Consider the following 23,704-nt stretch of genomic DNA (forward strand, 5'->3'; position numbering starts at 1 on the left):
ATAATGCTTATACTTATAATTAAGGGCACCATTCAGGTGCCCTTTTTTGTTTTATAGAGATCTTATTATCGGTGGAATATCACTAACCTTTCGAGATTATTACACTTGAAATTCAGATTATAATAAACATTTTTTCGTTCATTATGTTAGAAATATTAATCAAAACATTTTTAACTATGGATATCAATCACGAGAATCACTACAACAATAGTCAGGAAAATGAATCAGTTTCTAATTCACACAATAAGGAACAAAACCGAACGGTTGCAGGTATTAACGACATCAGTAGAGCATTTTGGGATGAGATTAACAACGAAATCGCATCAAATGATTTGCCGCTCTGGAGAATGTGGCGCTAAATTTTATGCATGGAACATTTGTTTTTTAAAGATTGGCCAGCTGTATTTCACATCATCATCTGTGCAGTAATATCATATATTGTTCTTTTCATCTTTATCCGGATTTCAGGGAAAAGAACACTTGCCAAGCTTAATGCATTTGATTTTGTGGTAACCGTTACACTTGGTTCCACATTATCGTCGATGATTTTAAAAAAGGTACCGCTTGTCGAGGGTTTTGTTGCCCTAATCACCATTATTGCCTTACAATATCTCCTGGCATTCCTGGCTAAAAACTCTTCAAAAATGGAGGATATGATCAATTCTACTCCTACACTCTTGTATTATAATGGAAAGTTTATTCTACCCGCCATGAAGAAGGAAGTGATTACCGAAGAGGAGATTTACTCTGAAATCAGAAAATATCGGCTTGAAAGTCTGGAAGATGTTCAAGCGGTGGTAATGGAGTTAAATGGAACTTTTACGGTAGTTAAAAAATCAAATAAAGTTGGCCCAAGTTCGCTTGATGATATTGAACTTGAGCACTAAAGTAACCTTCATTAAAGAGGGATTTCAAACCAAAATTCTGACCCTTTATTTTCTTCGCTAATTACGCCAATCTCGCCTCCATGTCTTTCAATAATTTCTGCCGAGATATATAATCCCAAGCCCAGTCCAGAGAATAAGTGTGAAGATTCTTCGACTCTAAAGAACCTGTCGAAAATATAATCGGCTTTGTCTTTCGGAATTCCAATACCAAAATCTTTTACAGCGACCCGTAAACTGGCTTCTTTTAGCTCTGTTTTAATAATAATTTCGTCTGAATGTGGCGAATATTTCAATGCATTAGAAAGGAAGTTAGAAACCACTTGCTCAATTCGGTTCTTATCAGCATGTACAATAACATCTTTTTCCATTTCCATGGTTACCGAATGTTTTCCCAAACTTCCTTGCATGCCATCAACTGATTCTTCAATTACCTCATTGATATTAAAGTCTGAAAATGTAAATACCATTTTCCCAGCTTGAATCCGGGTAACATCCAGTAAATCATCAACCAGCGAAGTCAATTTGCCTATTTGTTTAGTGGCCTTATCAATAAAACCCGAAATATGTTCGAACTTTTCTTGTTGAGCCATTTTAAGCGCAAATTGTAAATAACCTTTAATGCTGGTGATAGGGGTTTTTAATTCGTGGCTGGCAATACTCATGAACTCATCTTTTTTGTTCATCAGATCTTTAGTCGCCTCCTGCGCAATCATTAAATCGGTCACCTCAAAGGCAAAAAACGCTACACCATCAATTGCACCATTATCAGAGAAAACAGGGTTAAGGATAATATCGAACCAACTGTCTTTTATTGCTCCGGTGTTTTCGTCCTTTTGCTGAAGTTTGTAGGAGTTCGCAATAAATGTTTCTCCGGTAGCTAATACCTTCTTTTCAATATTTTTAAGCTCTTCAGTTTCAAATTGCGATCCTTCCTGGAGTTGTATTTTTCCAATGTAGTTACTGCCCCCGTCAAATTGAATAAAAGCTTCGTTTACAAACTCATAAACTAAATCTTTACCTCTTCTGATGGAGATTAAAGCAGGAGCTTTTTTGAAAATACTGTAAAACTCATCCTGCTGCTTTTTGATTAACTTTTGAAGTTCGTTGCGGCGTTTTTCATTATGTTTCTGCTTGCTAATATCGATAATATAAGAAACAGCATCTTTTCCATCTTCATCATCTAAAATAGCAGAGCCTACCAATACATCGATCGTTTTACCGCTTTTAGTAATATACTGCTTTTCAAACGGCGGACAAAAACCTTCGTTTTTAACCATATCGGCCGATATTTTGCTAATCGGAATAAAATCAGGAGGGGTAATGTCATTCCATTTGATTATACCTTTTTCTAAATCCTTCGAAGTATAACCGAGCATATCAATGAAAACTTTGTTAGCTGTCTCAATTCTTCCTGTTTTAACATCAGAGAAGATCATCCCGATTACATTCGAATCGAAAATTTTGCGGAATTTCTTTTCGGTTGAGTTCAGTTTTGTTTCTGTATCAATTAAAACGGTAATATCCAATATAGAGCCTACCATTCGATATGGAATGCCATTATCATCTAACAAAATGCTGCCCCGGTCGAGAATGGTAGCATAGCTTCCATCGGCTTTTTTAAGTCGATATTGCGAGGTCCACTGCGTTTCAGAATTATTAATGGCTTCGTAAACACTGTCTTTTACCCGTTTCCTATCATCAGGATGAATGTTTTCGAAGAAAAATGAAATGTTCTGACTACCTGGATTATTTTCATAACCAAACATTGTGGCAAAGTTATCGTTCCGCCACATCGTGTTATTGGCCAAATCCCAATCCCAAATGGTATCATTGGTGGCCTGAGATACGAGATTGAAACGCTCTTCGCTTTCGGAAAGCCTAACTGTACGCTCCAGAATTTTTTGTTCCAGTTCTGTATTTAATTCTTTTAAGTTTTCTCTGGTGCCTAGTAACTCGTTATAGTTGCGTTTTAACTTTTCTTCTGATAATTTTTGTTTTGTGATATCAGTTATGGTGGCAGCAAAACCATCAGCCATTTTCACGGCAACAATTTCTAACCAAACCTTATCGTTAAATTTTAACTCAAACTGTAGAGATGTGCCTTTCTCTACTACATTGATGTATTTATTAAAAATATTTCCTTCAGCAATTTCAGGCAAATGTTCGAGAAGTTTTCCGCCAGCAAGTTCTTTTTCATTCTTGCCAAGAATTTTTAAGGAAGCCTCATTAAAAGATAAACATTCAAAGTCGGTGATGAAATGTTGCTTATTTCGAACTGCTTTAAAAGCAATTACACCATTTAAACTGGCATTAAAAACTGCAGTAATGATGTTACTTAGCTCGGTTAGTTTCGAGATATCAACAAATGTAATCACCACACCATCAATTTTCTTGTCTTTTCTGATGTATGGCATAATCCGCATCAAACTGCTGTTGCCATTTTTGATGTGGATTTCTTTTTCTACAATCTTGCCTGTTTTGATAACCGAATCTATATCCTTGTTTAAGTTATCCGTTTTAATGTTATTCGAAATATGTTCAATTGAGCGACCGATATCAGCTTCAATTAAATTTACCATACTAATTGCAGCTGCGTTAAACTTGCGGATGTACATCCCTGAATCAACGAAAATCTGCCCGATATCGGTACTTCTGAAATAGTTATCCAAGTCATCATTGAGTTCAATTAACTCCTTTATTTTAACCTGATGCTCGGTATTTAGGGTATGCAATTCTTCGTTTAATGATTGTAGTTCTTCATTACTCGATTGCAATTCCTCATTTGCAGAAAGCAGTTCCTCGTTGGTAGATTGAAGCTCCTCATTGGTGGTTTCCATTTCTTCAACCGCCAATTGCAGATTGTTACGGGTTTCGTTAAGCTCTGCCTCCAGCTCAAAAATATACTCATTTTGATCGCCGGTATGGTAATTTACCGATCCTAAATCATCTTTATCAGGAATAGTTTCTAAAGTGCTTTCTCCAAAAACTACCAGGGTGAAGGTACTGGTATCTGTAGATTGTGGGGGTTGAACAGAGATGTTTAAATAGGTTTCTTTGTCGTTTGAAGAAAATCTAACTCTTTTTAAATGGGTAATTTTGTTGTCTTTCCAAGCGCTTCTCAAAGCCGTATTTAAAATGATAGAAATTTCTTTCGGTACCATTTTCAATATATTCAGCTCCAGTTTGTCTTCAGGGAGAAAAAGAAATTTGCGATAATCACCGATAGCATCTTGCATCACGTACGATTTATCTATGTAAATGCCTACGTAGCCTAAATCTCTGGTTAAAAAGTTATTGAAACTTTTTTCAATTGGACTAATGGCAAAATCGCTGGAGCTGCTTTTCTTTTTGCCTTGATCTGAAGTCTGTCTCGATCCGGTGTTGTAGGTATTATAGCTGGAATAGTTGATCACTCCGGTTTTCTGGTAAATTTTCCATTTGCTCGAAACCTCGGTTAATCCAGCTCGCAAAGACGATGCAGTTTCACTTGAGCCCAGCATTAAGTAACCGTTCGATACCAACGAAAAGTGGAATATGGACAGTATTTTTTCTTGTAAAACGCTATTGACGTAGATCAGCATATTTCGGCACGTAATCAAGTCATTCTTAATAAAAGGAGGCGACTTAATTACATCGTGCTTGGCAAAAACAACTTGTTTCCTAATGCTAGGAATTACTCCATAGAACTTGCCATCCTGATGAAAATATTTTTTGAAATATTTCGGTGGCACTTCTTTACTGATACTCGCAGGATATTGGTTTCTGGAAGCAATTTCAATGCTTTTGTCGTCAATATCAGTAGCAAAAATTTTGATATCAATTTTCTTTTTCGATTTCTCTACACATTCATTGGCTATAATGGCAACAGTATATGCTTCTTGTCCGGTGCTACAGGCACAAACCCATATTTTCAGCGTGTCACCAGCAGATTTTTCTTTTAAAACTTGATTAACCTGGTCGGCAAATGCTTCAAAAGCACCTTTATCTCTAAAAAATTTAGTTACTCCAATTAAAAAATCCTGCCCTAAAATGGCAACTTCCTTTTCGTTTTTTCTCAGAAATGCGACGTATTGATCGAGCGTTTTGATACCATTCTCGTTCATCCTTCGCCCAATTCTCCTGATGATTGTTGGCGTTTTATATAAATTAAAATCGTTGCCACTCTGTAAATGAACGAGTTTAAAAATCTCATCCAAGAGCTTTTCATTTATTTTACCATTCTCAAGCACTTTCACAGGCTCCTCATTCACATAGTTGAAAAGTTCCTTGTGCATATCTGGCGCAGCAAGTATATGATCTACATTGCCAGATGAGATTGCACTATTGGGCATTCCATCAAACTTTGCGGTTGAGGGTTCTTGAACGATAACCATACCGCCATTTTCTTTAATGGCCTGAATCCCTTTGGTGCCATCAGTACCTGTGCCTGAAAGTATTACGGCGATTGCTTTTTCTCTTTTATCTGTGGCTAGCGTGTATAAAAAATGATCTATAGCGGTATTAGGTGCTTTGATAACGGACTTGTCTGCCAGTTTTAATCGCCCCTGGCTTACGGTCATTAATTTATTGTTGGGGATGATATAAACACAATCTTGTTGAATAGCCATGTTATTGGCTGCTTCAAAAACCTTCATGTGGGTATGCTTGGCGACAAGTTCTACCAGCAAACTTTTATAATCTGATGAGAGATGTTGAATAACTACAAAAGAGAAGCTGGTGTTGCTAGGCATGTGATCAAAAAACTCATGTATAGCTTCTAAACCACCTGCCGACGCTCCAATTGCAACAATATATTTATCGTATCTTTTTGAAGTTTCTTTAACTACTTGCTCAGTCATTCCGTTTATTTATAAATTTGTTTAGCCCTAAATTCAAAAAGGAAGTTTCTTAAAGATTCCGCCATTTCCAACTCAGTATCTTGCCAATCGCTAGATTGCCCGTAAATAGTTTGTAACCATTGTTTAAATGAATTTCTTGGATGATAGTTAACACCGTCTTTTTCGAATTTTATAGCCTGATTAGGATCTCCGCCCCACTTAATATCTTCTATTACCTCAGGCCTAAAGCAAATCAAAAACTCTCCTTTGCTTGCTTCAATTGGAATAACCAGTAAACCACTCGCTACAGCAGCATAGTTTTTCGCCTCCTCGTAAATTTCTCCTAAATTTTCACTCGCAAAAACTTTATTAATCCCTTTTCCTTCAAGCCAAAGTACAAGATTTTCCAAATCATCCATATCTGGTACAATTCCTAAAGTTTTAATTTTTCCGTTTAAGCTCAAGGCCGCACCAGTAGCATTAAACAACGAAAGCAGGTTTTGGTTTTCGTCTGTTAAAATTCCTTTAACGATGTCGTTTTCGGAGTAAACTAAGTCCGTAATTACACTTCGTTGATGCAACAATTTAGCGTGATCTATTAACTGCTCATGTTTTATAATGGACGAAATCCGATAGGAAATTTCCATGCTTAACCAATCAAAAACTGATCTGCTTTCTACGCTGAGATATTTGCTGGTAATGTGGTGGCAGGAGATTAAACCCCACAAGGTACCATCGACCATAATGCGTATAGACATAGATGCGGTTACATTCATATTGGCCATATATTCCAAATGTACGTTGGCTACACTGCGTAAATTACAATCCGAAAGATCTAAGAAACCATTGGTAATAGGATTAATAACCGGGAAAAGTTTAATGGTTTGATAATTTCTATTCGGAATCAAACGAAATGGATTTTTCAAATACAGTGCTCTGGCTTGCTTCGGAACGTCAGAAGCAGGAAACGTTTGTCCTAAATAACTTTCTAAATCACCAGTTATCTCTTCGGCTATTACGGTTCCGTTCCAGTTTTTATCGAAACGATACATTCTAATCCCATCAAAACCAGAAATTCTTCGAATCTCTTTAATACTCGCCTCACAAACATTTTGCAGGCTTTCGGTACTTTCTAATGTGGAAATAAACGATCTTACTTCTTGAAATACTTTGGTAAAACTTCGCTCAGGTTCGTCATCTATCTTTTCTATTTCAAGGATGATAAATTCTTTCTTAACATGAGCCAGAATATTTACTGGTTCGGCAAGCGATCCATTTTTTAGTGAATACTGGAAGGGCAAACGATTTCTTAGGCCTTTACTCACTCCAGCTTTAAAATGTTCAAAATCTTCATCAGATAAATACTGCTGAAAAGCATTAGATATGCATTCTTTGGCGATACAACCAATTATTTCGTTAACATTTTCACTGGCTTGAATGATATTAAGATTTTCGGTATCTAGGACTAAGAGATATCCGAAATCTTGTATGGAGTTGGTTTGATGGATGGCAAGATTTCCACAAAATTCTGCATCGTAATTATTTTGTTGACTCATTTTTTTATTTTTCACGCCCCGTTTTCAACAGGGTTTAGGAGATAGATTTAATGTGATGAAACTACATGTTATTAAATAGCAATGAATTAAGTTTTTAATTAATAGCATTTGAATTATGAGCAGCTCTGAACGCATAAAAATATACAAAAGCTATCTAAAAACCATTCTTTATATCTAAAATGGTACTCCTTTTAATTTTACAAAAAAGTGCTTCCGTTATCTACAACAAGTGCTAGTCGTTTTTTAAATCTTTTAAAACATTATAGGCCAAACAGAACTTTAGTATTTAAAATTTGATGATGAATCGTTACGAAAATAAAATAGCGCTGATTACAGGAAGCAGCCAGGGAATAGGAGAGGCTTGTGCATTGAGATTGGCCAAAGAAGGTGCTGACATTATTTTAAATGGACGCAAATTTGACGAACGCGGAGAAAAATTGATCGCCGAAATCGAAGCCATGGGCAGAAAAGCCAAATTTTTAGCTGCTGATGTGAGTAAAACTACCGAAGTTTTAAAGCTGATTGATGATGCAACAAAAGTTTTTGGATCGCTGGACATTTTAATCAATAATGCAGGCTTAGAAAAAAAGGCAGATTTCTGGGAGGTAACAGAAGAAGATTACGACCTTGTAATGGATACGAATTTCAAAGGTGTTTTTTTTGGTATTCAAGCCTTTGTCAAATATTGTAAAAGAGAAAATCGGGCGGGTACCATCATTAATATGAGTTCTGTTCACGAAGAGATCGTATTTCCGCACTTCGCAGCCTACTGCGCCAGTAAGGGAGCATTAAAAATGTTATGCAGGAATTTAGCGACTGAACTTGCACCTCTAAATATTCGAATTAATAATGTTGCACCAGGTGCAGTAACCACCACAATTAATCAAGATTTGTTAAATAATAAAGCACAGCTGGAGAGTTTGTTAGAGAATATTCCGATGCGGCGCATGGGTAAAGTGGAAGATGTTGCTGCAGTAGTAGCCTTTTTGGCTTCTGATGAAGCTGGCTATGTAACAGGCTCTACTTACTTTGTTGATGGTGGCTTAACCTATCACTACGAAGAACAGTAAGCTAAAGCTTACTGGTTCTTCTTTCTATTTGTTTATTTAATTCTACTGCTGCGCTAATTAAAGCCAAATGGGTAAACGCTTGAGGAAAATTGCCTAGGTGTTCGCCTTTTTTTCCTAATTCCTCACTGAACAAATGCAGGTGATTGGCATAACCTATCATCTTTTCGAAGTTTTCTACCGCACGTTCTATTTCTCCACTTTTAGCCAAAGCTTCAATGAACCAAAAAGAACACATATTGAAGGTGCCTTCTTCCCCTTCAAGGCCATCGATATTTCTTAAGCCGTTATTGTAGCGATAAACCAGAACATCAACCAATAATTCTTCATCAATAACCTTCATAGTAGAAAGCCAACGCGGTTCTATAGGAGAAATAAAATGAGTCAAAGGCATCAGCAGAACGCTTGCATCTACATGTGTCGCACCCTTATATTGTACCCACGCACCCAGTTTTTCACTCCAAAAGTTGTGATAAATATCGTTGTAGATATCACTCCTGATTTGATGCCATTCATTTTCAGGATAGGGAAACGAGCGATGTTCAGCTATTTTAATTGCCCTATCGAGTGCAACCCAACACATCAAACGCGTATGGAGAAACTCTTTTTTCTCACTTCTAATTTCCCATATTCCGTGATCAGCCTTTTTCCAGTTTTTGATCACTTGGGCAATTTGTTTTTCGATAAGCGTCCAAAATTCATACGTAATTGGTTTATAAGATTTATTATAGATGTAGATCGTATCAATCAGCTCACCATAAATATCAATTTGCAATTGTTTTGCTGCAGCATTACCGATCCTAACGGGCTTAGAAGAACGGTAGCCTTCAAAATGTTTCAGCTCTTTTTCTTCGATGCTTGTTTCTCCATCAATTTGATAGACCAGCTGCAAATCAATTTGTTGGCAGAGGCTAAAAATCCAGTCGATGAATGCGGTTGCCTCATCATTAAACCCTAATTTTAAAAAGGCATACATGGTAAAGGCCGCATCGCGAATCCAGGTATAACGATAATCCCAATTTCGGTTTCCTCCAATGGCCTCTGGAAAGCCAAAAGTAGGAGCGGCTACCACTGAGCCATGTTTTACAGAAGTAAGTAGCTTTAGTGTAATAGCCGATCGTCGTATCAGTTCACTGTATCTTCCGGTGTAACTCGTTTTGTTAATCCAGTTAATCCAAAAGTCTTTCGTTTGGTGATAGGATTGATCTTTATAAAACTCAAAGTCTTTTCCTGCTTCACCAATTTCCAGAAATTCGATAACGATTGTGGCCACTTCGCCCTCCTTTAAGGTAAATTCACTATAGCCGTTTTTCTTGGTGACCCTTAGGGCTTTATCCGAAATCATATTGATTTGCAGATTTTCTTTCTTGCAGGTAAACTTAATTTCTGTTTCCAAACATTCGGTTTCGTAGTCGCTTTCCGAATAACCAAAGCGAGGAACGCAGCTCACCTTGAAATTTATACTTCCACGTACGGTTTTAATTTGTCTTACAATAGCACTATTAAGCGCAACATTCCCTTTTTCAATAGGCATGAAGTCGGTTAGCTCCGCTATTCCTGCATCAGAAAAATAGCGGGTCAGTAAAATTGCAGTGCCAGGCAAATAGAGTTGTTTGCTGGTGAAATTTTCTAAATCGGGTTCAACAGCGAAAAAACCACCTTTTCTCGAATCGAGCATGGTAGCAAATACGGTAGGAGAATCAAAATTTGGTGCACACATAAAATCAATCGACCCCTGTAAGGATACTAAAGCAACGGTTTTGAGGTTGCCGATGATGCCGTAATTTTCAATTGGCTGAAAAGGTCGTTTTGTGTGATTCATATCTGTTAGTAATGGGTCAATTCCTTTAATAAATAAGTTTAAATGTTTTTTGTTTGCTTACCTCAGCATTTGGCTAGCACCTGCAAGAATGTTTGGGCAAAAAAAATCCCGACTAAATTTTCGTTAGTCGGGATCATTATATCTTCTGGAGGTGTTTACACTAAGAAACCGCCACCCAGTAAATCGTTTCCTTCATAAAAAACCGCAGATTGTCCTGGTGCAATTGCCGATACATTATGATCAAAAACTACACGCATTCTGTCTTTTTCTTGCACAATGGTACTTAACATGCCAGCATCTTTATAACGGATTTTGGTAATTACATCGTTCATTGGTTCTTCAATGCTTGCATATTTAATCAGGTTAATGTTACGCACCATTGCTTCTCTACGTTCCAATTCTTCAGCTTTTCCTAAAACAACAGTATTACTCTCTGGCAATATCTGGGTAACAAACATAGGTTCGCCAAATGCCACACCTAAACCTTTACGTTGCCCAATGGTATAGAACGGATAACCTTTATGCTGGCCAACAACCATTCCATTGCTTAGAATAAAATTTCCACCGGCAACTCTGTCTTCCAAATCTTCAACTTTATGTTTCAAGAAGGCCCTGTAATCATTATCAGGTACGAAGCAAATCTCGTAGCTTTCTGATTTTTTAGCCAACTCTTCCTGGCCCATATCCAATGCCATTTGTCTGATTTCGGACTTCGCAAAACTTCCTAAGGGGAATTTAGTTCGCGAAAGATTTTCTTGTGAAACACCCCAAAGCACGTATGACTGATCTTTATTTTCGTCTTTTCCTTTTGAAATAACATAACGCCCGCTATCTTGCTGGCGGATGTTTGCATAATGACCAGTGGCAATAAATTCGCAATCTAGTTTATTAGCACGTTTTAACAAAGCTTCCCATTTAATATGCGTATTGCACAAAACGCATGGATTTGGAGTTCTTCCAGCTAAGTATTCATCAACGAAGTTATCGATTACATAGTCGCCAAATTCATCGCGGATATCTAAAATGTAGTGTGGGAAACCATAGTTTACCGCAAGTGTACGGGCATCGTTAATACTATCTAACGAGCAACAGCCGGTTTCTTTGCTACTTCCGCCTGCGCTGGCATAATCCCAGGTTTTCATGGTTAAGCCAATTACTTCATAGCCTTGCTCATGCAACATTACTGCCGCTACCGAACTATCAACCCCGCCACTCATGGCTACAAGAATTCTACCGTGTTTACTCATTTCAAAATAATTGGATGCAAAAATAAGGTTTATTTACCTCAATTTTTTTAAAGCAAGTCAGTTACTTGTAAAAAGCAGATCGTACATCTGTTCAAATCTTGACTTAGAAAGCCTTTCTGAATGCCTATCTCTTTATGACTCGCTATTTCTCATTCTACTTTCCCTAAACAAGGGTTTCGGACGATCGTTATCAAACCTAATGTTTAGCAGGCCCCTTTGTGTCTAAACCTGATCGTCAGCGGTTCCCGATTTTTCATCGGGATAAGCAAAGAGCAGGACTGAAATAAACTAAAAGCACAGAAACTTGCTTTCCAAATCAAAAATAGGCTTCCATGTCAATTGTATTTTTTCTATTGATTAAACGATTTAGTTTAAGATTTTATGCAGATTAGTTTTTTAATTAATACCTTAGAATCTTCAAAATATAAAGTTTCAATTTTAAACAAATATGATTAAAAAAGTTATCCTGCCTTGTTTGTTATTGTCGTCATTTATGGCCTCGGCACAGCAGAATTTAGTTCAATATGTTAAACCTATTATTGGTACCTCAAAAATGGGACATACGTATCCCGGAGCTACGGTTCCGTTTGGTGCGGTACAGTTAAGTCCGGAAACGGATACGCTATCTTACGAGGTAAATGGTAAATATAATGGCGATGTTTATAAATATTGTGCAGGTTATAAATACGAAGATAAAACGATAACAGGCTTCAGTCATACGCACTTTAGCGGTACAGGCCACTCAGATCTGGGTGATTTTTTAATTATGCCTACCCAAGGAAAGCTCCAGTTAAATCCGGGTACGGCCGACAATCCAAAAGGTGGATATCGCTCTGCATATTCTCATGCAAACGAAAAAGCTGAAGCGGGTTATTATAAAGTAAAGTTGGATGACGACAATATCACTGCTGAATTAACGGCGACAAATAGAGTCGGTATGCATCAGTACACCTTTCCGAAATCAGATCAATCGCACATCATTCTCGATTTGATGGCTGGAATTTACAATTATGAGGATAAAACCGTATGGACTTATGTTCGCGTAGTTAACGATACCTTAGTAACCGGTTACCGCCAAACCAATGGTTGGGCAAGAACACGTACCGTTTATTTTGCTATGAGTTTTTCTAAACCTTTTAAAAGCTATGGCCGTAAGAGTTACGATGCCAAACAGGCATATCGCGGTTTCTGGGGCAAGTTTAACCAAGACCAAAACTTTCCTGAAATTGCTGGTAAAAAGCTAAAAATGTATTTTGATTTTGATACGCAGGAGGGAGAGAAGGTAAAAATCAAGTTTGCGCTATCTCCGGTTAGTCAGGAAAACGCCTTACAAAATATGCGTGCTGAAATCTCAGGATGGGATTTTGATAAAGTTAAAACGCAGGCACAAACTACCTGGAATAAAGAGTTAAATAAAATTCAGGTCACTACTTCAAACGATAATAAGATAAATTTTTATACTGCACTATATCACTCATTTATTAATCCAACAACTTACACTGATGTAAATGGAGAATATAAAGGTTTGGATCAGGGCATTCACAAAGCAGAAGGTTTTACCAATTATACTACTTTTTCGCTATGGGATACCTACCGGGCTTTGCATCCATTCTTTAATATTATGCAGCCTAGTAGAAGCAATGACATGGTAAAATCGATGATGGCCCATTATGATCAGAGCAGTTTAAAAATGCTGCCGATTTGGTCACACTATGCAAACGATAACTGGTGTATGAGTGGTTACCATAGTGTTTCTGTTTTGGCGGATGCCATTATTAAAGGTACCTATAACGGCGATGCGAACAAAGCTTTAGATGCTTGTGTAACAACTGCTAAACACCGAGATTATGAAGGGATTGGTTACTACATGGATAAGGGTTATATTCCTGCAGAAAAAAGTGGCGTATCAGTTTCAAACACATTAGAATATGCTTATGATGATTGGGCGATTGCACAATTGGCAAAAAAATTAAACCGAATGGACGTTTATAACGAATTTATTAAACGCTCTAATAACTGGAGGAATAACTACGATGCTGCCTCGGGTTTTATGCGTCCACGTTTAGCTGATGGAACTTTTAAAAAGTCATTTGACCCTAAAGACACAGAAGGGCAAGGTTTTATTGAAGGAAACAGTTGGAATTACAGTTTCTTTGTGCCACATGATCCAAGTTCTTTAGTGGAAGTAATGGGCGGAAAAAAGAAATTTGCAGCTCGTTTAGATTCGTTATTTAGCATGCACCTGCCTGATGAGTTTTTCGCTCATACAGAAGATATTACACGTGAAGGTATTATTGGCGGTTACGTTCATGGAAATGAGCCCGCACATCATGTCGCTTACCTGTACAACTGGACGGACGAGGTTTACAAAGGGCAGGCACAAATTCGCCACATTCTAAATATGCAATATAAACCTACTGCTGATGGCTTAGGTGGAAATGACGATTGCGGACAAATGAGCGCCTGGTATATGTTCTCAGCAATGGGCTTTTATCCGGTTGCACCAGGTTCAGATCTTTACTCATTAGGAAGTCCGCTGGTTAATAATGCTGTGATTAATTTAGAAAACGGAAAAACCTTTGCTGTTGAAGCAATTAAGCAAAGCGATAAAAATGTGTACGTTCAAAAAGTAATGTTGAATGGTAAGGAAATTACAAACCATCAAATAAAGCATACTGACATTACCAATGGTGGAAAGCTCACTTTTTATATGAGCGCTAAACCAAAGAAATAAGATTCAAAATTATCTTTATTGTTGTTTAAACCGCTGGCTAAGGCCAGCGGTTTTTTTGTGGGGCAAGCGCCCGAACGATCAATTGGCTGAGTAAGAATATTTTGCGATAATCTATTAATTACAGATTTAGAGAAACTCTTCTAATTAAGATAACTAATAAGATTCGATCAAGAATGAAATGCCCAATGAGGCTACTTTTTATAATTGATGGAATTCTTTAAGTAAACGAAGATTTGATTCATGATTTTTTAAAAAATTGTAAGTAAATTTCACTATTTTCACAGATAAGTTTATGGTAATCATTTAATTACAAGTATAATCTTACATGGAGTTTGCTTATGATTAATACTGCTCTAGATTTCATTTCGAAAGAAATTAATGGCTATTTCAACAATCTTATCGGAACAACAAACGAAGATTATATTGTTGTTTCGAATCTCGTTTACCACGGCAAATTAGCTATTCCTGATAAAAGCCTGGGCTTAACCTTAATTAACATTGAAGAAGATCTTGTTGCCAAAAATCAGTTTGTAACTGTAAGAAACATGCCGGGTGAGGTTAAATCCAGAGATAATGGTATGTGCCTTAGCTTATACATCCTAATCTCCGCAAACTTTCATTACGAAGCAACTATAACGCCCCGAACGGATTATCTGGAAGGTTTGGAAAGGTTATCGCAAGTAATTTCTTTCTTCCAGAATAAAAATGTTTTTACACCGTCCAATTCGCCTCAATTATCTATCATAGATTCTAACATTGAACAATTAAGTATAGCGCTTGTGAATCTTAATTTCGAACAAATGAACCATTTATGGAGCGCTATCGGACACAGTTATCTTCCGTCGGTGATCTACAAACTCCGTATGTCAAGCGTTTGAGAGCACGTACAGCAGGTTACGCATGGAAGAGTTGAATTTATTTCCATTAAAAAATTTGAATACCTGGAAATCAACACTTTTAAAAGAAATGCAACATAAGCTTGAAAATCAATCACTTAAAAAAAATGGCTTTAAAATACAAAAATCCGGGAGTTTATGTTGAAGAGATTTCAATTTTTCCACCCTCCATTGCCCAGCTAGAAACTGCTATACCGGGTTTTATTGGTTATACCGCTAAGCGAGAAAAAAACGGAATTGCTTTCGATGTAAATGTACCACAGCGCATTACTTCGTTGTTAGAATTTGAACAATATTTTGGGCTAGCGTATCCTGAGCTTTTGGAAGTAACCATAGAAAATCCGGATAAGGGTTCTACTATGCCGAAGATTGCAGTAAATCCAACAACTACAGTTTCGGGCTATCTACTTTATTATCATGTAAAAATGTTTTATGATAATGGTGGCGGTCCATGTTTCGTTGTTTCTGTAGGTGATTTTGCCGAAACACCAGTCATAATTAAAAGCGATTTAAAAAATGGATTAGACGCGTGTGAAAAAGAGGATGCGATTACTTTACTCGCTATTCCAGAAATTACAGCGCTATCGTCGGCGTCGGAAATATTAGAACTGAACGATGCCATGCTTGCTCAGTGCGCAAAGTTGAAAGATCGATTTTCCATACTTGATGTGCCACAATCTGGCTCGGCTACGCCTATTCGCGATGCCGATACATTTCGTAGCGATTTTGTTAGCGCTGATCATTTAAAGTATGGAGCAGCTTATTATCCGAAAATTCAAACAAAAGCTACCTATAATCGTACCGCTGATGATTTTATTAAGATTGCAGCTGATAATAGGGGTATAGGAACAAACAATGATATTTACAAGAAGGTTGGTGATACTAAACAGTCAATTACCAAAATTATTGATACATCTAATCCCGTTACTGCATTAAAGGCCTCTGGAACTATAACTTTCGAATCTAATGATCTTGAAAATCATTCTATCTGCATAGCAGGTATCAGTTTTAAGTTTGGAGGAAGTGATGGTATCCCTTTAGGAAGCGGGGAGGTATCTGCCGAATCACTTAGGGCAGCTATTGCGGCTAACCCCAATCTTTCTGCTCTGGTAGTTGCAACTGTAGATGGCACTATTGCTACCTTAACTGCGGTTACCGCCGGAAATGACGGCAATAATATCTCCATGGTTTATGACCCTAAAGGAAAAACACCAGCTGCTGCTTTGAGTGGGCCAGCTTTAACTGGCGGTTTTGATAGCATAGATTTTACGTTATTTCACGAAATTAAGGCTGCATTAAATGCATATACCGTTCCACTCTATCCATCAGGAATGGTGGCTGGAGTAATGGCCAGGGTAGATAACAATAGAGGCGTTTGGGAAGCTCCGGCAAATGAGAGCATTAGAACAGTTGATAAACCACTAGTTACAATTAGTAATGAGGAACAAGATTACCTCAATGTCGATCCTATCGGAGGAAAAAGTATAAATGCCATTAGGAATTTTGATAGTAAAGGCACTTTGGTTTGGGGCGCCAGAACGTTGGCGGGAAATGATAATGAATGGCGATACGTTCCTATTCGGAGATTATTTATCATGGTGGAGGAATCTATCAAAAAAGCAACCGAGTTTGTTGTATTCGAACCAAATGATGCCAATACCTGGATTAGGGTAAAAGCCATGTGCGAGAACTTTTTAAATCAATTATGGCGCCAAGGTGCACTTGCAGGGGCGAAACCAGAACATGCCTATTTTGTAAATGTAGGCTTGGGCGTAACCATGACATCCCTAGATATTTTAGAAGGAAGATTAATTATTGAAATCGGTTTGGCTGCGGTTCGGCCGACCGAGTTTATTATATTGAAATTCTCTCTTTTATTAGTAAAATCCTAAAACATTGAACCCAAATACAAAACGCTGTGATGAACATCGAGAACCAGTGAAACACCTGACATTACCTTTCTCAAATTAGATTAATCCGTAATTTTCAGCATGTGTTTAGAGTCAACTTTAGAAATTCTCGAGATCTGACCATTTTTCTTTTGTACCAATCCAAATTTCACTCGGCTTAATAGAATTATCCCATCAAAGCAAAAAAATAATTTCATACAAAGTCAAATTTATCCTCTTCAAGAAAATCGATTTAGGAATAGCTTAACTGGCTTTTTTATTTTGATGTTAATGAAATTATACTAATATTTGTTTTTAGTGCTAACCGAATATTTTTATAGCTTATTATTAAACGATGGAATTAATTATTAAGTGAAGATTAATTAACACTGAAAAATTAGCCTGCTTAAAAACCGCCATTAATGAGATACATCTTTAGACTATTCTTTTTAACATTCACTGCTCTTTTTTATGTTGCCTCAAGTTATGCGCAACATAAAACAGAAAAGTATTTGAAAAGGGTAGATATTATCGAAAAAAATATCAACAGATATTTTTTAGTAAAAGACAAAGGCTTGTATTTGGAAAACATCGGGAAGCACGAGAAACCGTATTCCTATCTGTGGCCTTTATGTGCTTTGATCCAGGCGGCAAATGAAACTGAGGTCCTTGGAAGGAAGCAAGCAATGAAGCCTGTAATTTCTGCGATAGACCAATATTATACCACAGCATCTCCCTCGCCATCCTATCAATCGTATATCAATAAAAGTTCACGATTTTACGATGACAACCAATGGATTGCAATCGCATATCTGGACGCATACAATCGGACGAAAGATTCGATTTATTTAACAAAAGCCAAAGAAATTTACCAATGGCTATTAACCGGCTACGATGAAAAACTTGGTGGAGGATTATACTGGAAAGAGGATGAAAAAACATCTAAAAATACCTGTTCAAACGGACCGAATGTTTTGGTTTCACTACAATTATACAAAGCCACTAAACAAAAGAAGTACCTGGATACCGCGATGCTTGTTTATAATTGGACGAATAAAATGCTTCGATCTCCAGAAGGCATATTTTATGATGCCATCAGCATAAAAAATTCAAAAATAGACTCGGCAACATACACATACAACACTGGTACAATGTTGCAAGCCAATGTAATCCTTTATCAAATTACAAAAGATAAAAAGTATTTAGATGAGGCGAAGTTTATTGCCGGTAATGCCCAAAAACATTTTTACAGCAATAATAAACTTGGCGACCATTATTGGTTCAATGTTGTTTTAATGCGTGGTTATCTCGAGTTGTTCGAAGTTGAAAAAGATCCTCGTCGACTATCATTTCTAATTGATGAAGGCGAGCGAATTTGGGCGGAAGAACGAGATGACAACGACCTCTTAGGAAAACAAAAAAACAAATTGCTAATTATGCAAGCGGCAATGCTGGAATATTATGCCCGGTTGGCGCAACTTAAATTAACCAAATTATAATAAACATCCATAATGAAAAGACGAACATTTATACAAAACACCGGTTTATTAGGCGCTGGGGTTTTGGCATCAAAATTTTCTCTGGCAGCAGATCTTGTACCTGAGTTTCCAGTAGTAAGGGTTACAGCGGGGAAGAGACATTTTCAAAGCAAAGCAGTAGATGCTGCTATCAAAACATTCCAATCGAATGTTAAAAATCCAGAGTTAGCCTGGCTCTTCGAGAATTGTTTTCCAAATACTTTGGACACCACTGTTTATTACGAGGAAAAAAAAGGCAGACCCGATACTTATGTAATCACTGGTGATATCGATGCGATGTGGCTTCGCGATAGCTCTGCGCAAGTTTGGCCCTATCTTCAATTTATTAATGAAGATGAGCCACTAAAAAAACTTATAGCTGGGGTAATTATTCACCAAACTCAATGTGTATTAAAAGATCCATATGCCAATGCTTTTTATGGCGATCCAAATAAGGTAGGTGAGTGGAAAACTGATAAAACTGCCATGCAGGCTGGTGTGCATGAGCGTAAATGGGAGATCGATTCTTTATGTTATCCGATTCGTTTAGCTTATCATTATTGGAAAAAAACTGGTGATAAAACTCCATTCGATGCCGATTGGAAAAAAGGCATTGAAGCCACCTTAAAAACTTTCAAAGAGCAGCAACGCAAAGCGGATAAAGGACCATATCACTTTCAACGTGAAACCACTCAACCGACAGATTCATTGCCAATGGCAGGTTATGGTTTTCCGGTAAATCCTGTTGGCTTAATTTGTTCGGCTTTCCGTCCGAGTGATGATGCAACTATTTTCCCATTTTTGGTTCCATCCAACTTTTTTGCGGTATCAAGTTTAAAACAAGCTGCAGAAATGATCAAGGCATTACAGCCTGATAAAACATTAGAAAGCAGCCTGTTAAATCTTTCAAGTGAAGTGAGTGCTGCGCTCCAAAAACATGCCATTATCAATCATCCAAAATATGGCAAAATTTATGCCTTCGAGGTTGATGGTTTCGGGAGTGCCTATCTAATGGATGATTCTAACGTGCCAAGCTTACTTAGTTTACCTTATCTAGGAGCCATGAGTGTTGATGATCCTATTTACAAGAACACCCGAAAATTTGCACTCTCAAAAGATAATCCATACTTTTTTAAAGGCACCGCTGCGGAAGGTATCGGCGGTCCTCACGCTGGTCAAGATATGATTTGGCCAATGAGTATCACCATGAGGGCTTTAACCTCAAAAGACGATACAGAAATCAAATATTGTATCGATACGCTTCGTAAAACTCATGCGGGAAAAGGTTTTATGCATGAATCGTTTAACAAAGATAATCCGGCAAACTTTACCCGTGCCTGGTTTGCTTGGTCAAACACGCTATTCGGCGAGTTATTATGGAGAACTTACCACGAACGACCGAACTTGTTAAAAGCATAAATATTTGGCTGCCCGATTGTTTTAATTCGGCAGCCAAATTTTATTTAGGTTTTGAGAGCTGATCGGGTATCTTGTGTAAAACGAATGTTATAAAAGTAAGCGGCTTTTCTTCCCGAATTTATTTTTGTAAATTGTGCAACATTATCCCTATTAACACTTGCAAACAAATAACAATAACATTCTTGCTGATATAGAATCAATTGGCAAAATTCCTGCAGTTGCAAACATTTTAGAAATAGTTTGCAATGCTACAGGCATGGGTTTTTCTGCAGTTGCCAGAGTAACCTCAGACAAATGGGTGGTTTGTGCCGTTAATGACAAAATAAATTTTGGTTTGATTCCTGGTGGGGAATTAGATTTAGAAACCACAATTTGTAATGAAATAAGGCAACATCATGATCCGGTGATTATCGATCATGTTTCCGAAGATGAGCAGTTTGCTAATCATCATACGCCAAAAATGTACGGCTTTCAAAGTTATATCTCTGTTCCAATCGTAAGAAAAGATGGTGATTTCTTCGGTACACTTTGCGCCATCGATCCTAAACCAGCTAAACTTAACAACCCCACCATAATAGGGATGTTTAAGATGTTTGCTGATTTGATTGCCTTTCATTTAGATACGATGGATCAATTGGCGGCATCAGAAGAGCTTTTAAAAATTGAGAAGGAAACCGCTGAAGTTAGAGAACAGTTTATTGCCATTTTAGGTCACGATCTACGCAATCCATTAAATGCAATTTCTAATAGTGCGCAATTGTTGGCCCGTATCAATCACGAAGATCGAACGCAAAAGTTGGTTAACATCATTAAAGATTCTTCATTCCGGATGAACGGCTTAATTGAAAATATGCTCGATTTTGCAAGCGGCAGATTGGGAGGCGGGATTAACATTTCTCCAACTCCTGATGAAGATTTAGAAAAGATTTTGTACCAGGTTATCGAAGAGATTCACGCCATCTCTCCTGATAAGAAAATGAAACTGAACTTTGATATTGCACATCCCATTCATGCCGATGGAAAGCGGATTGCGCAACTGTTTTCTAATTTGTTGGGCAACGCCTTGGCTTATAGTTCAGCAGATTCTACTATCGATATCTCGGCGGTAACCAATGAAAGTCAGTTTACACTTTGCGTAGCTAATCCTGGTAAAAAAATACCTGAGGCTGCAATGGAAAGGTTATTTCAACCCTTTTCGAGGGGAGAGGTAGAGCCAAACCAAAAAGGACTTGGTTTAGGTTTGTACATTTCTTCTGAAATTGCAAAAGCACACGGTGGATCACTTGAGGTTACCTCTAACGAAGATAATACTTGTTTTACGCTTATTCTACCGACTTTAAAATGATTGTAAATGATGATCTTCCTACATCGACACTGTTAGAACTCAAATTGGGGCAATACATTGAAAATGCGAACGCTTCTGGTAAAATTACGAAAATAGAAATTCAGGAAACTGATGAGTTTTTACAATTTTTATTCGGATTGGATAGCCAAAGGGAAATTGTAGTGCGAAAGCTAAAACAAGTTTGTTGATTAAATCCCGTAGCCGAAGATTAAATTACTTATTACAATTTGATAGGTAACAATCGCAAACTGCAAGTCCAACAGGTAATTATGCCGATAATTCATCTTATTTGCGAGTTCCATCCAGCTACTTCAAAAAGCTTCCTCTTCAAGCATTGTAATTCTAATACAAATTGGTGGCGATAGTATTTTTAAACTTCATCGTATTTGATTTTTTGATGAAGTTCCAGCACAAAAGCATCTCATATTCTGATCGATATAATTTAACTAATCGCAAATATTTTTTAAATTGTAAAAATATTCTAACCAAATATTTTATTTATGAAAGTAGATTACATCGCTTTATCTGTTCCTGTATTTTTTATTCTGATTGGGATAGAGCTTGCTTATAACTTTTATAAAAAGTTGAATTATTATAGGCTAAACGATAGCATCTCGAACTTAAGTCAGGGGATAGGGCAGCAGCTTACAGGTATTTTCATGAAAACAGCCTTGTTCTTTGGTTATAAATATATTTTCGAACATTGGCGCTTGTTTGATCTGCCAAAAACCATTTGGATTTGGATCATACTTTTCATAGGTGTTGATTTTTTCTATTACTGGTTTCATCGGATGAGCCATCAGGTAAATGCACTTTGGGCGGCACACATTGTTCACCATCAATCAGAAGAATATAACTTGACGGTAGCGCTTAGACAAAGCTGGTTTCAAGGTTGGTTTAGCTGGGTTTTTTATTTGCCTTTAGCCTTTGCAGGTTTCGACCCAATAATGTTTTTAACGTTAAGTTCTTTCAACACTTTGTACCAATTCTGGATTCACACAAGAGCCATCAAATCAATGGGTTTTCTAGAATATATCCTAAACACGCCGTCGCATCATCGTGTTCATCATGGCTCCAACCCAAAATACATTGATAAAAATCATGCAGGTACGCTCATTATTTGGGATAGGCTTTTTGGTACGTTTCAAAAGGAAGAAGAAGAAGTTTATTATGGGATAACTAAGCCTTTGGCCAGCTGGAATCCCTTTTGGGCAAACATCCATTATTGGGATGATTTAGTTAAAACAGCTCGGCAATCACCAAAAATAAGCGACAAGATCAAGGTTTTTATTAAGCCTCCAGGATGGTTTCCTGATTATTTGGGCGGTTTTCAGAATGCACCTGAAATAGATGCAACAAGCTACAAAAAGTATAATCCAGAATTTCAGTCAAAGCTCACGGGATATGTTTTAGTACAATTCCTAATAGCCTTGACTGCTGGTTCAGTAATATTATTTTCTTATACTAAATTAGATACGATATCACTCGTTTCAGGCGCTGTTTTCACACTTTGTACATTAACAACATGTGGCGCTTTGTTAGAGCAGAAACAATGGTTAGCAAAATTTGAATATTTTAGATTAGCACTCGGTTTTCTCTTGGTGGTAGTTTTAAAATTTCCAATAGGCTATCAAGTAATATTTGCAGGCATACAGTTAATATCCGTAATTTGGTTCTTCAATTTGCAACAGGCAAACCCTAATACTGATGAAAACTAAGCTATTCTCTTTTATTTTTGCAATCGTATTTATTATTCAGCTTTATGCAGAAACAGTCGGCAATATCCAATTGCGTAACTTCTCCAAACCGCTAATTGTTATTACTCTTCTGGCATGGCTTTACTTAAGCACAAATCTTAAAGGCAGGTTCCATAAACGTATTTTTACAGGTTTGATTTTTGCCCTAGCAGGAGATATATTTTTAATGCTGCAAACAGGTCGATCCGGTTTTTTTATATACGGATTAATCGCTTTTTTACTTTGCCACATTTTTTATATCAGGGCATTCATTCTAGATCATAAATCAAACCCTAGCCTAAAAAATGGATTTTTTTTATGGGTTGTAGGTGCTTTGATCATTTTTTGTGTGGGCTTGTTTTTCTACCTACAACCTTTCCTTGGCGCCATGCAATTTGCCGTTTTATTTTACGCCATTATTATCACTTTCATGGCGATAATGGCAGTAAATCGATACGGTAAAGTAAATATCTTTAGTTACAAATTGATTGTTTACGGAGCCTTGTTTTTCCTGCTTTCAGATAGTGCGCTGGCCGTGAATAAATTCGCACTACCCATTCCACAGGCAGGCGTTTTGATTATGGCAACTTATATGATTGCTCAATATTTAATTGTCTACGGAACAGTAGAAAGGAAGTTAGTAGTTACGAAGACGGAGATTTAAGAAATGCTTTTAGTTTTCGGAAAGCAGTGTTCTGCAATTATCGGTTACAGCAGTCCCGCTATCCTTTCTCCCGATGAAAAATCGGGATTCATTCTATCGGGTTTATTA

16 protein-coding genes are annotated in these 23,704 nt (G+C 37.2%); 12 read left to right on the top strand and 4 right to left on the bottom strand.

Features of this window, described 5'->3' with window-relative positions; genetic code table 11:
• The first annotated feature begins 143 nt into the window (after positions 1-143).
• On the top strand, positions 144-359 hold the full coding sequence (locus tag ACZZZK_RS22420; RefSeq protein ID WP_056850074.1) for a hypothetical protein: 216 nt from the start codon (positions 144-146) through the stop codon (positions 357-359).
• 9 nt (positions 360-368) lie between these two features.
• Positions 369-887: a DUF421 domain-containing protein gene (locus ACZZZK_RS22425; RefSeq protein ID WP_463486083.1), complete on the top strand. Its 519-nt coding sequence runs from the start codon at positions 369-371 to the stop codon at positions 885-887.
• Between the two features lie 11 nt (positions 888-898).
• Here the strand turns inward: ACZZZK_RS22425 and ACZZZK_RS22430 are convergent, their stop codons facing one another.
• Positions 899-5,725 (bottom strand): chemotaxis protein CheB, encoded by a 4,827-nt coding sequence (locus tag ACZZZK_RS22430; protein WP_463486084.1) that lies wholly within the window; start codon positions 5,723-5,725, stop codon positions 899-901.
• A gap of 5 nt (positions 5,726-5,730) precedes the next feature.
• Positions 5,731-7,260 carry a GAF domain-containing protein gene (locus tag ACZZZK_RS22435; RefSeq protein ID WP_463486085.1) on the bottom strand — a complete coding sequence of 510 codons (1,530 nt, stop codon included), beginning with the start codon at positions 7,258-7,260 and terminating at the stop codon, positions 5,731-5,733.
• A 296-nt stretch (positions 7,261-7,556) separates the two neighbouring features.
• On the opposite strand from ACZZZK_RS22435, the gene ACZZZK_RS22440 reads away from it, so the two are divergent.
• On the top strand, positions 7,557-8,330 hold the full coding sequence (locus ACZZZK_RS22440; protein WP_463486086.1) for an SDR family NAD(P)-dependent oxidoreductase: 774 nt from the start codon (positions 7,557-7,559) through the stop codon (positions 8,328-8,330).
• A gap of 1 nt (position 8,331) precedes the next feature.
• Here the strand turns inward: ACZZZK_RS22440 and ACZZZK_RS22445 are convergent, their stop codons facing one another.
• Positions 8,332-10,149, bottom strand: coding sequence for a glycoside hydrolase family 15 protein (locus ACZZZK_RS22445; protein WP_463486087.1), 1,818 nt, complete (start codon positions 10,147-10,149; stop codon positions 8,332-8,334).
• A 155-nt stretch (positions 10,150-10,304) separates the two neighbouring features.
• The gene (mnmA, locus tag ACZZZK_RS22450) at positions 10,305-11,396 is read right to left on the bottom strand and encodes a tRNA 2-thiouridine(34) synthase MnmA (RefSeq protein ID WP_056850069.1); all 1,092 of its coding nucleotides are present in this window, start codon (positions 11,394-11,396) and stop codon (positions 10,305-10,307) included.
• A 448-nt stretch (positions 11,397-11,844) separates the two neighbouring features.
• Here mnmA and ACZZZK_RS22455 point away from each other — a divergent pair, with 448 nt between their 5' ends.
• From ACZZZK_RS22455 to ACZZZK_RS22495, 9 genes are all read left to right on the top strand, one after another.
• Complete coding sequence (locus ACZZZK_RS22455; RefSeq protein WP_463486088.1) at positions 11,845-14,130, top strand: GH92 family glycosyl hydrolase; 2,286 nt, start codon at positions 11,845-11,847, stop codon at positions 14,128-14,130.
• A 338-nt stretch (positions 14,131-14,468) separates the two neighbouring features.
• Positions 14,469-15,008: a Pvc16 family protein gene (locus ACZZZK_RS22460; RefSeq protein WP_463486089.1), complete on the top strand. Its 540-nt coding sequence runs from the start codon at positions 14,469-14,471 to the stop codon at positions 15,006-15,008.
• Between the two features lie 125 nt (positions 15,009-15,133).
• Positions 15,134-16,918, top strand: a complete 1,785-nt coding sequence (locus ACZZZK_RS22465; protein WP_463486090.1) for a phage tail sheath family protein — start codon at positions 15,134-15,136, stop codon at positions 16,916-16,918.
• A gap of 419 nt (positions 16,919-17,337) precedes the next feature.
• Positions 17,338-18,414 (top strand): glycoside hydrolase family 76 protein, encoded by a 1,077-nt coding sequence (locus ACZZZK_RS22470; protein ID WP_463486091.1) that lies wholly within the window; start codon positions 17,338-17,340, stop codon positions 18,412-18,414.
• A gap of 12 nt (positions 18,415-18,426) precedes the next feature.
• Positions 18,427-19,851 (top strand): glycoside hydrolase family 125 protein, encoded by a 1,425-nt coding sequence (locus ACZZZK_RS22475; RefSeq protein ID WP_463486092.1) that lies wholly within the window; start codon positions 18,427-18,429, stop codon positions 19,849-19,851.
• Positions 19,852-20,008: 157 nt separating this feature from the next.
• Positions 20,009-21,196, top strand: coding sequence for a GAF domain-containing sensor histidine kinase (locus ACZZZK_RS22480; RefSeq protein WP_463486093.1), 1,188 nt, complete (start codon positions 20,009-20,011; stop codon positions 21,194-21,196).
• Entirely contained in the window at positions 21,193-21,384 is a 192-nt protein-coding gene (locus ACZZZK_RS22485) for a hypothetical protein (protein WP_463486094.1), read from the top strand. The genes ACZZZK_RS22480 and ACZZZK_RS22485 overlap by 4 nt, the downstream gene beginning before the upstream one ends.
• 312 nt (positions 21,385-21,696) lie before the next feature.
• Positions 21,697-22,914, top strand: a complete 1,218-nt coding sequence (locus ACZZZK_RS22490; protein WP_463486095.1) for a sterol desaturase family protein — start codon at positions 21,697-21,699, stop codon at positions 22,912-22,914.
• Entirely contained in the window at positions 22,904-23,596 is a 693-nt protein-coding gene (locus ACZZZK_RS22495) for a lysoplasmalogenase (RefSeq protein WP_463486096.1), read from the top strand. The genes ACZZZK_RS22490 and ACZZZK_RS22495 overlap by 11 nt, the downstream gene beginning before the upstream one ends.
• Positions 23,597-23,704: the final 108 nt, after the last annotated feature.

The organism is Pedobacter sp. AC163 (assembly GCF_979258665.1).